Consider the following 12,135-nt stretch of genomic DNA (forward strand, 5'->3'; position numbering starts at 1 on the left):
GGCGGCGGGTCGCCACCCGATATGACCGCTGCCCCGAAGTCTTCCTCTCGGCCATCGCTCTCGCCGCAACAGTCATGTTTTGGTTATGAGTCCTGAGCCTAGTTCGTCAGCAAATAATAACTGTTCCGCTGGCTGCTCAGGTTTTCGACCTCGGCATAGAATATGCCATCGCTGGCCGGGGTCCACGCGCAATAGAGTTTGTCTGAATTGCCGCGTTCGATGCAGATGGTTTTGCCCTGTGCATCGGTGATCTTCAGGTCCAGATTGGCCCCCTCGGCCCCAAGGATCGCCAGTTCGGCCAGTTCGCCGCCCTTAAACTCGACCTTGACCATGTCAATATATCCGGCCTGCAAACGGTTCAGCGTGCGTGACGCCCCGTCCACCGCGCCGCGATGGCCCTCGACCTCGGCATCTTCGATCAGGGACAGCAGGTAATCATCCCCACCTGCGAAATCACGGGCCACGGCAAACATTTCCGGGGCCGAGGGCGGCAAGCCCCCGTCTTCGGTTCCGTCCTGATTTGCCGCAGACGCGCCGGGGCGGGTTTCCACGGGGCGGGCCAGTTCTGTCACGGGGATGGCCGCGGTGATTTTGGCGGCTGTCAAAACCGCCAGAGGGTCGCGCATATCCACGCCATAGGCGAACAAGTCCTGCGCCAGTGCCAGTTGCTTCACCCCGCTTGGCGCAGCCCAAACCGGGGCGGGCAAGGTCAGCAGGGCAGCAAGCGCAAAAGCAACGGGTTTCATCGCGGTTCAGTCCTTTGGGTCTGATCGAAATCTAACGGTACATATGGAACTTACACAGATAGACACAGAATAGTAATCGCCTTTTCGTGACATTCCCCGTTACCTGTGTCACGCCGTATTTTCACGGGGGTTGGCTTTGTCGTGGCACCCGGTCATCATGCGGTCGTATTTGCAGCCGCCCACAACCAGAAGGAGCAGCCAGCGGATGACGGTAAATCACATTGCAATCGTCGGGGCAGGGATCGTTGGCACTGCCACCGCGATTTGGGCGCAACGCGCTGGATTGCAGGTGACGCTGATTGACCGGCTTGGCCCGGCCGAAGGCGCGTCCTATGGCAATGGTGGCGTTCTGGCGTCTTGTGCGGTGGTGCCTGTCCCCGTTCCGGGGCTGCTGGCACAGGCCCCGGCCTATTTGCTGAACCCGGCGAAACCGCTGTTCCTGAAATGGGGCTACCTGCCGCGACTGGCCCCGTGGCTGCTGCGCTATCTGTCCCATGCCAATGATCGCGATGCCCGCGCAACGGCCCGCGCGCTGACGCCGATCATCGGTGACAGCCTTGCCGATCATCAGGCGCTGGCGGCTGATACCCCGGCGGCACGCTATATCCAGCCCTGCGATTTTACCTATGTTTACCGCGACCGGGCCGCGTTCAAGGCCGATGCGTATACCTATGCGCTGAAACGCGAAAACGGGTTTACATGGCAGGAATACGAAGGTGCCGCGCTGCGGGGCTATGACCCGGCCCTGACCGGCGATCTGGGGTTTGGGGCCGCGTTTTCCGGTCACGGACGGATTACCGATCCGGGGGCGTATGTCAAAACCCTTGCCGCGCATCTGGAAACATTGGGTGGCCGGGTTCTGCGGGCAGATGTGACCGACGTGATACAGGATCAGGGGCGCGTCACCGGCCTGCGGTTGGATGGCACCACGCTGGAGTGCGACGCGGTGGTGATCACCACGGGCGCGTGGTCCGGGCCACTGGGGCGCAAACTGGGGCTGAAAACCCCGGTTGAATCCGAACGCGGCTACCATATCGAATTGTGGAATCCCTCGGTCATGCCGAAACACCCTATTCTGGTGAATGCTGGCCAATTCGTCGCCACCCCGATGGAGGGGCGCTTGCGTCTGGCCGGGATCGTAGAATTTGGCGGGCTGAACGCGCTTCCGTCACGTGCGCCCTTCCGGCTGCTGTTGAAACAGGCCCGCGCCGCCATGCCGGGCCTGACATGGGACGAGGCAACGGAATGGATGGGCCACCGTCCGGTTCTGCCGGATTCCTTGCCTGTCATCGGTGCGGTGCCGGGGCTGCGCGGGGCATTCATGGGCTTCGGCCACCACCATGTTGGTTTGACGGGTGGACCGCGCACGGGGCAAATACTGGCGCAACTGGTCAGTGGCCGTACGCCAAATCTTGATCTGGCCCCCTATTCCCCGGCCCGGTTTCAATAGCGGGGCGTCTGGCGGGCGGGTTGGGCATGGGGGCTTTGCCCCCGGTCGCCTGCGGCGCCCACCCCCCCAGAGTATTTCTGATCAGAAAGAAACCGGCCTGCTTCTTTCTGATCAAAAATACTCATTCCCCAGCCGCGCGGCGGGGGTAAGCGCGCGGGGATTGGTTACTCTGACGGGCATCCCTGAATATCAACGGCATGGTCGCTGCCCAGCACAGTCACCCGCAGCCCCGACCGATCCAGCGCAAAGGCACCGCCATCCATGTGGACCAGTTCCGTGCGGATCGTCAGAGTATTCCCTTGTCTGTGGGTTTCACTTTCGGCGACCCACACCTGCGGATCGGCGGTTTCGACCACGGCATATTCCTGCATTCCGGTTGGTGGCAAGGTCAGATGGGCGGTCAGTGACAGACCATCCGGGGTCAGCGACATGTCACAACTGACGTGGCCCACCCCGGCCTGTCGGGCCGTCAGGGGTTGGGTGGACAAGGCCTGTGCGATCGTGCGGTCCTGATGATGCGATAGCGGCAGCGGCATGTCGAAGCTGAGTTCCGCAGGAACGCAGATGTCCTTGCAGATACCGATCTGCACGTCGCCCCGCAGGGCGATGGGTTTGTTGGGGTCTTGCGGTGTCAACACTACGGGCAGGATCAGTTCATCCTTGTAGCCCACAGATTTCATACCGTTCTGCGAAAATACGATGGGGGTGGGCCATGCCGGCCGCATGGCGTGTAGGTTATCCGATGCGGACCAGTCGATCATCGGCGGAATACCGGCGTCCCCCGGTGCGCGCCAATAGGTTTTCCACCCCGGTGCCAGTTCAATTTTCAGCGCCGCAATATGAGTGCCGTCAGTGCCGCGCCATCCGGGCAGGATTTGTAGGGACACCATTTGCTGTGTCTGCGCCTGCACCGGCCCGGAGAACAGGCCAAGCGCGGCGAATGTGATCTGTGCAGCAAGGGTAAGCGTCTTTATCATGCTTATGAGATGGGCGAAAATCCGCGTCTTGCCAACTCACTTTCGGGCGAGCGGTCGTGACAATGCCGTGCGTCGTGGTTTTTCTGTCGCGGGTGCTGGACCACGGGGCAGGGCAGACATATCTTTGTCTTATGGAACCGTCACAGACACAGTTGGACCTGACAGGAAAGTTGCTGATCGCAATGCCCGGTATGGGAGATTCGCGATTTGAGCGGGCTGTTGTCCTGATTTGCGCCCATTCCCCAGAAGGGGCGATGGGGCTGATCGTCAATAAACCGACAGAAGAGGTGGAACTGGCGGATATGCTGGATCAGCTATCCATCGACCACGGGCCAGACAGTCGCCAGATGGGCGTGTCCTTTGGCGGCCCGGTCGAGCCGGGGCGGGGATTCGTGCTACATTCGCTGGATTATGTCAGCCTTATCAATACCCTGAAGGTCGAAGGTGGGTTTGGCATGACCGCGACGCTGGATATTCTGGAGGCGTTTGCCGAAGGCAAAGGCCCCGAGCGGGCGCTTGTGGTGATCGGCTATGCCGGTTGGGGACCGGGGCAATTAGAGGATGAACTGGCACAGAATGCGTGGCTGACCTGTGACGCCAATATGGAACTGGTGTTTGATCTGCCGGATCGGGGCAAATGGGGGGCGGCGCTGAAATCGCTGGGGGTTGATGCGCTGCTGCTGTCGCCCGAGGCCGGACGCGCCTGACATGAGCATGGACCACCCGCTGATTGACCTGATCAATCAGAAAATCGCGCAGGCCGAATCCGAGGGGGCTTTTGATAACCTGTCCGGTGCGGGGCGGCCTTTGCCCGCCTGCGATGACCCGGAAAATGCGCTTTTCAACCGATTGATCCGCGAAAACGGGGCGGTGCCGGAATTTGTGGCCCTGTCGCGGGAACTGGCGGCATTGCGGGCCGAATTGCGGGACTGTTCCGACCGTACCCGCCGGGGTGATTTGCTGCGGGACATGTCGATGATGGAAACCCGGATCGAGGTGGCCAAGCAGGCATTCAAAAAAGGGTAACACCGTATCAGCCTGACGGATGCCTAGGGCGGCATCCAGATAAATACCGTATTTTTACGGTATTTAGCGTGGTAATTGCTATGCGCGACCCTTGTTCCCGGTTTAGGATTCGCTGTATCCCCGCCGCTGACAGGAGAAGATGATGCAAATGCAGCATATTCAGGCGGATGAAGCGAAGCAGGCCCTTGTGGTCCCTGTGGTGCTGGAAAATATCCGCTATGCCCGTGAAACCACACAGGTTTTCGATGGTTTCAGCCTGCGTTTGGATCAGCGCCGTGTGGGGGTTGTGGGGCGTAACGGGTCCGGTAAATCGCAATTGGCGCGGCTGATTGCTGGGCTGGCTGCACCGGATCAGGGGCAGGTTACGGTGAATGGCGTCGCCGTGGCTACGGATCGCAAGGCGGCGATTTCCACGGTTGGGATTCTGTTTCAGAACCCGGATCACCAGATTATTTTCCCCACGGTGGGCGAAGAACTGACCTTTGGGCTGACCGCACAGGGTATGTCCCGCACACAGGCCCGCGTACAGGCAGAACAGATGTTGGATCGTTTCGGGCGGTCGGGCTGGTTTGATCGGTCTGTTCATGGATTGTCACAGGGACAGCGGCATTTGGTGTGCCTGATGGCGGTGCTGATGATGGCGCCGCAGGTGATTGTGCTGGACGAACCCTTTGCCGGGTTGGATTTGGCCACTACCCTGCGTTTGGGGCGCTATCTGGATGGGCTGGAGCAAAACCTGATCCACATCACCCATGATCTGAGCGCGATTGAAGCCTATGACCGGGTGATCTGGATGGAACAGGGGCAGCTTCGCATGGATGGCCCGCCTGCGCAGGTCTTGCCCGTCTACGAGGCACAGATGCGCGACTGGGGAGGGGCGGATGATCTCGCTGACCTCTGATATTCGTACCCCATATCACGCTTGGCCTGCGGGGCCAAAGCTGCTGGGGTTGTCGGGCTTTACGCTGGCGATTTTCTATATGGACGGCGTGGCGCTGAGCGCGGCAGTCGTGGCGGCAGTCTGCGCGGCTTATCTGCCCGGCGGGCTACGGTTCACACGGCAGGGCGCGCGGCTGATGCGACCCGTATTCTGGTTCGTGGCGGTGATTATGATCTGGCATCTGGCCGTGGGACGCACCACCGAAGGCGCGGTGGTGGTGCTCCGGCTGATTGCGGCCATTGCGGCGGCCAATCTGGTGACGCTGACCACCCGGCTAGAGGATATGCTGGACGTAATCCAGCGCGGTCTGGCGCGGCTGGGGGTGTCGCAGCGCACCCGGCGCAAACTGGCGCTGTCCGTGGCGCTGGTGATCCGCTTTACCCCGGTGCTGACGCAAAAAGGCGGCCTGCTGGTGCAGGCGTGGCGGGCGCGTACCGTCAAGCGACCGGGCTGGCGGCTGGTGCTGCCCTTTGCCCTGCTGGCCGTCGACGACGCGGAACACACAGCCGAGGCGCTGAAAGCCCGTGGCGGGCTGCATTGATTTTCTAGCTTTCCAAGAAAGGACCCCAAATGGAACGCAACCTGACCCTGATCGCCCTTTTCGCCGCATTGATTGCGGCGCTGGGGCTGGTTCCCAAATTCACCCTGATGTCAGGCGTGCCGATTTCGGCGCAGTCGCTGGGCATCATGCTGTGCGGCACAGTGCTGGGTGCCAAACGCGGCGGCTTGGCTGTGTTGCTGTTCCTGGGGCTGGTGGCGCTGGGGCTGCCCCTGTTGGCCGGTGGGCGCGGCGGGATCGGCGTGTTTTCCGGCGTGACGATGGGTTATCTGATCGGCTTCCCGGTCGCGGCCTTTGTGACGGGCGCATTGGCACAGATGTGGCGGGACCGGGGCGGGTTTGTTTTCCCCGCAGTTGCGGCGCTGATCGGCGGCGTGGTCGTGCTGAACGTGCTGGGCATTGTCGGCATGGCGATCAAGCTGGATAAAACTCTGGCCGAAGCCGCGTTGCTGGCGACACCGTTCATTCCCGGTGACATCCTGAAATGCGTATTGGCCGGGTTGATCACCCAAGGCCTGCTGAAAGCGCGTCCAGGTTTGGCGCAGGCCTGACATTCAGGCGCGGCACCCGTGGAGAGCGCAGGATTCTGAGTATTTTTGGCAAGATGAAAGGCGAAGGGGCGTTAAGGTTCATGCCCGGTGTTGTTCATCAGGTGTTGGAATTTTCAGGCAGTCTTGTGCGGCATATGTGATTGAAAAAGGGCGGGGATTTTCCCGCCCTTTTATGTTCTGGCTTTATTTTTTACGCATCGCATCCAGCAGTGCGGCACCCAGACCGCCCATGTCATTTTGACGGGGCGGGGCGGATTTGCCGCCGCGCGGGCCGGTGTTGCCGCTACGGGGGGCGCCCCCGCGCGGTCCGGTATCCCGCTGCGGCCTGTCGCCCCGGTCCGATCCGCGCCCGGCGTCTTTTTTCATCGACAGGCCAATACGTTTGCGGGGCACGTCCACCTCGGTCACGCGGACCTTTACGACATCGCCAGCTTTGACCACCTCATGCGGGTCTTTTACGAAACGATCCGCGATCTGGCTGACATGAACCAGCCCGTCCTGATGCACGCCGATATCCACGAAAGCCCCAAAAGCGGCCACGTTGGTCACAGTGCCTTCCAGCAACATGCCCGGTTTCAGATCGGTGATTTCATTGACCCCGTCGGTAAAGGTGGCGGTCTTGAATTCGGGCCGGGGATCGCGGCCGGGTTTTTCCAGTTCCGACAGGATGTCGCGCACAGTGGGCAGGCCGAAGCTGTCGGTTACGAAATCCGCCGCATCCAGCCGTTTCAGCGGGGCCGGATCGCCCATCAGCGTGCGCAGGTCACGCCCGCAGGCGGCCACGATTTTGCGGGCGACGTCATATGCCTCGGGGTGAACGGACGAGGCATCCAGCGGTTCCGCCCCGTCGGTGATCCGCAGGAACCCGGCGCATTGTTCAAAGGCTTTCGGCCCCAGCCGCGCGACCTTTAGCAATTCCTTGCGGGACCGGAACGCGCCGTTGATGTCCCGGTGGGCCACGATGGCATCCGACAGGCCCGGCCCGATCCCGGCCACCCGCGCCAGCAGCGGGGCCGAGGCGGTGTTCACATCCACCCCAACCGCGTTCACCGCGTCTTCGACCACCGCATCCAGAGATTTGCCAAGGCGGCGCTGATCCACATCATGCTGATATTGGCCGACGCCAATGGATTTGGGTTCGATCTTCACCAGTTCGGCCAGCGGGTCCTGAAGGCGGCGGGCGATGGACACCGCCCCGCGCAAGGACACATCCAGCCCCGGAAACTCCTGTGCCGCCAGTTCCGACGCGGAATAGACCGAAGCCCCCGCCTCGCTGACGACCACCTTGGTCGGTTTTTTCGCGGATCGCATCAGACCCAGCAGATCCCCGACCAGCTTTTCCGTTTCGCGGCTGGCGGTTCCGTTGCCAATGGCGATCAGGTCGACCTTATGCCGTGCGATCAGTTCCGCCAGCGTGGCCTGCGCCCCGCGCACATCGTTTTTGGGCTGGAACGGGTAAATCGTGGCGGTTTCCAGCAATTTGCCGGTGGCATCCACCACGGCGCATTTCACCCCGGTTCTGATGCCGGGGTCCAGCCCCAAAGTGGCCTTGGCCCCGGCGGGGGCGGCCAGCAACAGATCCTTCAGGTTGCGGGCAAAAACGTTGATTGCGTCTTCTTCGGCGCGGCGGCGCAGTTCCGTCAGCAGGTCGATAGACAGGGAAATATGCAGCTTCACCCGCCACACGAACCCCGCCATTTTGCGCAGCCATTGATCCCCCGGCCCATTCCCGGCTGTCTGCAAGGTGGCCGCGACCATTTGTTCGGCCCGGTTCTGCCCCGGTGCGGCATCGGCATCCACCACGATGTCGACTTGCAGGATGCCTTCGTTGCGGCCCCGGAACATCGCCAGCGCCCGGTGTGATGGAATGGTTGCCCATGCTTCGGACTGGTCGAAATAATCGGAATATTTCGCGCCTGCCGCTTCCTGCCCGTCGATCACCTTGGATGTCACCTGTGCTTCGCGCATCAGGAATTCGCGCAACCGGCCCAACAGATCGGCATTTTCCGACAGGTTTTCCCCGATAATATCGCGCGCCCCGTCCAGTGCGGATTTAACATCCGGCACGTTTTCCGACAGATACCCCGCCGCCAACGTTTCCGGGTCGGCCTGCCGATCTGCCAGAATGGCCTGTGCCAGCGGTTCCAGACCGTTTTCACGGGCAATCATGGCGCGAGTGCGGCGTTTGGGTTTGTAGGGCAGGTAAATGTCTTCCAGCGCGGATTTGGTTTCAGCCCCGGCAATCGCCTTTTCCAGATCGGGCGTCAGTTTGCCCTGTTCCGTGATCGAGGCCAAAATCACCCCGCGCCGGTCATTCAGTTCCCGCAAATAGCCCAGCCGATCCGCCAGTGCGCGCAACTGGGTGTCATCCAGCCCGCCGGTGACTTCTTTGCGGTAGCGGGCGACAAATGGCACGGTCGCGCCTTCGTCCAGCAGCTTCACTGCGGCGGCCACCTGTTCGGGGCGGGCTTGGATTTCCTGCGCGATCAGGATCGGAATACGGCGTTCGGCCACGGCGTCGATGGACATAAAAGGCCCTCTGATTGATGGAACTTGGACAGCCTGTCTAACGTCCCGGTCCCCTGCCGCCAAGACGATTCCCAGCCCGTCGGCGGGCTATCGCAGCCAGCGATTAGCCAGATGCACCGCCCCGATGGTCAGCACCAGCGCCAGAATGATCCATTCGTTGCGCGACCGCCGTTTGCGCGGGGCAGGGATGTCGGATGTGACCCGTTCAATTCGCAAATCCTGCCCGCTGTGCTGTGCCTTTAGCGCGGCAATGGCGGCCTGTTCGCTGGCGGCGTCCAGTTGGGCGGTGATCGGTGTCATGGGATCGGGACCGGACAGATTGCGATAGCGCAGGCGATAGGCGGGCATGGTTGGCATCCTTGGTTGGTCGCGCCCTAGCATATTCATAAACCGTCGCCAATCGGGTGAAACCGGGCTTGACCTTCGCGGATCAGTGTCCTATCCCGTGCTTCGCTACGCGGGCGTTGTGTAGTGGTAAGACCTTAGCCTTCCAAGCTAATGACGCGGGTTCGATTCCCGCCGCCCGCTCCATTCTCCACACAAATTGGTGCTTCTGATCCTCGGTCGCGGGGGATTGGTGTGTTGCTACGGCGGCTTCTGGCGGGATCAGACCCGCCATGCCAGAACGCGGCGTTCGATCCAGCCAATCAGGCCGGATGTCAGAACGCCCAAGCCGGACAGGATGACAACGCCCGCGAACAGGCGTTCCAGATCGTATAACGATCCCGCCTCAAGGATATAGGCACCGATCCCGTATTGGGCACCCAGCATTTCCGCCGCCACCAGCAGGATGATCCCGATGGCGATGCTGACGCGCAGGCCGGACAGGATACCCGGTAATGCCCCCGGCAGTACAATTTTACGCACGATGCTGAACCAGCCCAGACCAAAGCTTTGGCCCATGCGGATCAGGGTGCGGTCCACGTTATCGACCGCGCCATAGGTGGCCACCACGGTTGGGGTGAACGTCCCCAGGGCGATCAGCGCGTATTTTGACCCTTCGTCGATTCCGAACCAGATCACGAACAGCGGCAGCAGCGCGATTTTCGGAATCGGGAACAGGGCGGCCACCAGCGGGACCAGCCCGGCACGGATCAGGCTGAACAGGCCGATCAGTACGCCGACCCCGACGCCCACAGTCACCCCAAGCGCGGCCCCCACAGCCAGACGTGACAGCGAGGGCAACAGGTGTTTCCACAGCATCCCGGTTTCAATCAAATCCTGAAACGTGGCAAACACGGCTGACGGGCGGGGCAGCGTCAGGTTCGAGATAAACCCGACCCGCGTTCCCCATTCGACAAAGGCAATCAGCAAAATGAAAACGGCCAGCCCCACGCCGCGAATGCGCTGAGGCCGGAAGCCCCCCCCGCGAAAGGGGACGGGCTGCGGGTTCTGGTGGGTGTTATCAGACATGGCCCAGCTCCTTGTCGGCGGCTTCGGCTTCTTCGCGCATAAGCTGCCACAGGCGGGCTTGGTGTGTTTCTAACACCGGGTCGCCAGCGTGGCGTTCTGTCAGGGGAATGTCGATTTCAACGATTTCCCGGATCGTGCCGGGACGGCGGGACAGAACCACGATCTTATGGCCCAGCCGGACGGCCTCGGACAGGTTGTGGGTGACATAGACGGCGGTAAAGGGCGCGCGGGTCCACAGCGCGATCAGATCATCCATCAACAATTCGCGCGTTTGCGCATCCAGCGCCGACAGCGGTTCATCCATCAGCATCACAGCCGGGTTGACCGCCAGCGCGCGGGCGATGGCAACACGTTGCTTCATCCCGCCGGACAGTTGCTTGGGCAGTGCGGCGCGGAAATCCGACAGTTTCGTGCGGGCCAGCACGTCATCAATAACGGCTGCCGCCTTGGTCCCGCGAATGCCGTGATCTTCCAGCACCAGCGAAACATTCCCGGCCACGTCCCGCCACGGCAAAAGGGCGAAATCCTGAAACACATAGGTCAGCGGGTTCAGGCACCCCTGTGGCACCGGACCATTTTGCAAAACCTGCCCCTGATCGGGGCGTTCCAGCCCGCCCAAAAACCGCAGCAAGGTGGATTTCCCACAGCCCGATGGGCCGACGATACAGACGATTTGGCCTTCGGGGATGGTCAGGGAAATATCGGACAGGACCGTCACATCGGCATAGCGATGGGATACGGCGTCAAGGGTCAGTTGCATGGGATTCGGACAGTTTGGGCCGGTTCTGGCAGGGAAAGGCAGGGAAAGGCAGGGGGTGGGCCAGCCCCGGACAGGGCAGGCCCAAAGGTCAATTACATGGTCTGGACGTAAGAGCTGTCGACCAGCATATCCATCGTTACGCTGTCTTTGACCAGTCCTTCGGATTTGAACCAATCCAGTTGATCCTGAACCGAGGTGGTGTTCAGCGCGGCACCTTCGTTGATCCGCATCGCACCGTTGACGATCCCCGGCTTGGCCTTGTCATAGGGTTTGTCGGCATAGACATATTTATGGATCAGCTTGATCATATCCTCGGCATCTGCCTCGCCGGTAGTTTTGTCCACCAAGGCCGCGTTGAAATCTGCCGCCCCCTTCGAGAACGCCTTGAGGAAGGCTTCGGTCTTGGCGCGTTCATTCGCGGCATTGTTGGCCGAGGTGAACACAGTCGTGACCTGATAGTTCGGGATGTAATCGGCCACGTTGCCGATGATATGCACCGCGCCGGACCCAGCCAGCGGTTTGGCGATGTGCGGTACGATCGACCACGCGTCGATCTGGCCCGATTTCAGCGCACCGATCACAGCGCCCACTTTTTGCAGCGGCGTGAATTCCAGTGCGATACCTTCGGCCTGCGCGATCTTCGCGCCCATGTAATGGAAGGACGAACCCGCCTGAGTGATGCCGAACTTTTTGCCGTCCAGCGCCTTGGGCGTGGTCACACCCGCCTGATAGGCCGCGTCGGACACCAGAATTTTCTGACCGTCGATGCCTTTTTCTTCGGTCAGGGCACCGCCGATCACCTTGGTTGCACCTTTTTCGGCCAGCGAAATCAGCCCGCCGGTGATCGAAGTCACGGCATAATCCGCATCGCCCGAGGCAATGGCGACGGCCATCGGTTGCGCTGCCTGAAAGAATTTGAATTCCACATCCAGACCGGCCTCGGCGAAATAACCGCGCTCGAACGCAACAAAGCTGGCGGCGTGGCTGGTGAAGTTCAGCGCGCCAACCGTCACCTTGGTGTTGGCGAATGCGGGCGATCCCAGCATCGGCAGGGCAGCCGCCCCGCCCAGCAGGCCCAAGGCGCCGCGGCGTGAAATGTCAGTCATAGGATGTCCTCCCTAAGTGCTTGAAACCCTGCGGGCCGATGCCCGGCCTGCTGTGCCGCGCGATTGTCGCGGTTCTGA

At 61.4% G+C, this 12,135-nt stretch carries 13 protein-coding genes, 1 tRNA gene and 1 pseudogene; 8 read left to right on the plus strand and 7 right to left on the minus strand.

Going from position 1 to position 12,135, the window contains the following annotated elements; genetic code table 11:
* Nucleotides 1-89: pseudogene (locus FN828_RS18250) on the plus strand (IS5/IS1182 family transposase); the annotation flags it as partial.
* Nucleotides 90-98: 9 nt separating this feature from the next.
* Here FN828_RS18250 and FN828_RS18255 read toward each other — a convergent pair.
* Nucleotides 99-746: a hypothetical protein gene (locus FN828_RS18255; RefSeq protein ID WP_142494806.1), complete on the minus strand. Its 648-nt coding sequence runs from the start codon at nucleotides 744-746 to the stop codon at nucleotides 99-101.
* Nucleotides 747-951: 205 nt separating this feature from the next.
* Between FN828_RS18255 and FN828_RS18260 the strand changes: the two genes are divergently transcribed.
* Nucleotides 952-2,196, plus strand: a complete 1,245-nt coding sequence (locus tag FN828_RS18260) for an NAD(P)/FAD-dependent oxidoreductase (protein ID WP_142494807.1) — start codon at nucleotides 952-954, stop codon at nucleotides 2,194-2,196.
* A gap of 164 nt (nucleotides 2,197-2,360) precedes the next feature.
* Here the strand turns inward: FN828_RS18260 and FN828_RS18265 are convergent, their stop codons facing one another.
* Nucleotides 2,361-3,173 (minus strand): protein-disulfide reductase DsbD domain-containing protein, encoded by an 813-nt coding sequence (locus FN828_RS18265; protein WP_142494808.1) that lies wholly within the window; start codon nucleotides 3,171-3,173, stop codon nucleotides 2,361-2,363.
* 152 nt (nucleotides 3,174-3,325) lie between these two features.
* Between FN828_RS18265 and FN828_RS18270 the strand changes: the two genes are divergently transcribed.
* The 5 genes from FN828_RS18270 to FN828_RS18290 all read left to right on the plus strand — a co-directional run bounded on the left by FN828_RS18270 (nucleotide 3,326) and on the right by FN828_RS18290 (nucleotide 6,249).
* Complete coding sequence (locus tag FN828_RS18270; protein WP_142494832.1) at nucleotides 3,326-3,880, plus strand: YqgE/AlgH family protein; 555 nt, start codon at nucleotides 3,326-3,328, stop codon at nucleotides 3,878-3,880.
* A 7-nt stretch (nucleotides 3,881-3,887) separates the two neighbouring features.
* Entirely contained in the window at nucleotides 3,888-4,199 is a 312-nt protein-coding gene (locus FN828_RS18275) for a DnaJ family domain-containing protein (protein WP_142494833.1), read from the plus strand.
* A 142-nt stretch (nucleotides 4,200-4,341) separates the two neighbouring features.
* Nucleotides 4,342-5,100 carry an energy-coupling factor ABC transporter ATP-binding protein gene (locus tag FN828_RS18280; protein ID WP_235891530.1) on the plus strand — a complete coding sequence of 253 codons (759 nt, stop codon included), beginning with the start codon at nucleotides 4,342-4,344 and terminating at the stop codon, nucleotides 5,098-5,100.
* Nucleotides 5,081-5,680, plus strand: coding sequence for a CbiQ family ECF transporter T component (locus FN828_RS18285; RefSeq protein WP_142494809.1), 600 nt, complete (start codon nucleotides 5,081-5,083; stop codon nucleotides 5,678-5,680). Before FN828_RS18280 ends, FN828_RS18285 begins: the two co-directional genes overlap by 20 nt.
* A gap of 29 nt (nucleotides 5,681-5,709) precedes the next feature.
* Nucleotides 5,710-6,249: a biotin transporter BioY gene (locus FN828_RS18290; protein WP_142494810.1), complete on the plus strand. Its 540-nt coding sequence runs from the start codon at nucleotides 5,710-5,712 to the stop codon at nucleotides 6,247-6,249.
* A gap of 183 nt (nucleotides 6,250-6,432) precedes the next feature.
* On the opposite strand, the gene FN828_RS18295 is transcribed toward FN828_RS18290, so the two are convergent.
* Nucleotides 6,433-8,778 (minus strand): Tex family protein, encoded by a 2,346-nt coding sequence (locus tag FN828_RS18295; protein WP_142494811.1) that lies wholly within the window; start codon nucleotides 8,776-8,778, stop codon nucleotides 6,433-6,435.
* A gap of 87 nt (nucleotides 8,779-8,865) precedes the next feature.
* Nucleotides 8,866-9,126, minus strand: coding sequence for a hypothetical protein (locus tag FN828_RS18300; RefSeq protein ID WP_142494812.1), 261 nt, complete (start codon nucleotides 9,124-9,126; stop codon nucleotides 8,866-8,868).
* Between the two features lie 109 nt (nucleotides 9,127-9,235).
* On the opposite strand from FN828_RS18300, the gene FN828_RS18305 reads away from it, so the two are divergent.
* Nucleotides 9,236-9,309 (plus strand) — tRNA-Gly (locus tag FN828_RS18305).
* A gap of 75 nt (nucleotides 9,310-9,384) precedes the next feature.
* Here FN828_RS18305 and FN828_RS18310 read toward each other — a convergent pair.
* From FN828_RS18310 to FN828_RS18320, 3 genes are all read right to left on the minus strand, one after another.
* Nucleotides 9,385-10,191 (minus strand): ABC transporter permease, encoded by an 807-nt coding sequence (locus FN828_RS18310; RefSeq protein WP_142494813.1) that lies wholly within the window; start codon nucleotides 10,189-10,191, stop codon nucleotides 9,385-9,387.
* Nucleotides 10,184-10,951 carry an ABC transporter ATP-binding protein gene (locus tag FN828_RS18315; protein WP_142494814.1) on the minus strand — a complete coding sequence of 256 codons (768 nt, stop codon included), beginning with the start codon at nucleotides 10,949-10,951 and terminating at the stop codon, nucleotides 10,184-10,186. The genes FN828_RS18310 and FN828_RS18315 overlap by 8 nt, the downstream gene beginning before the upstream one ends.
* A gap of 92 nt (nucleotides 10,952-11,043) precedes the next feature.
* On the minus strand, nucleotides 11,044-12,057 hold the full coding sequence (locus FN828_RS18320) for an ABC transporter substrate-binding protein (RefSeq protein WP_142494815.1): 1,014 nt from the start codon (nucleotides 12,055-12,057) through the stop codon (nucleotides 11,044-11,046).
* Nucleotides 12,058-12,135: the final 78 nt, after the last annotated feature.

Source organism: Thalassovita litoralis, from assembly GCF_900182725.1.
Lineage (GTDB): Bacteria > Pseudomonadota > Alphaproteobacteria > Rhodobacterales > Rhodobacteraceae > Thalassobius > Thalassobius litoralis.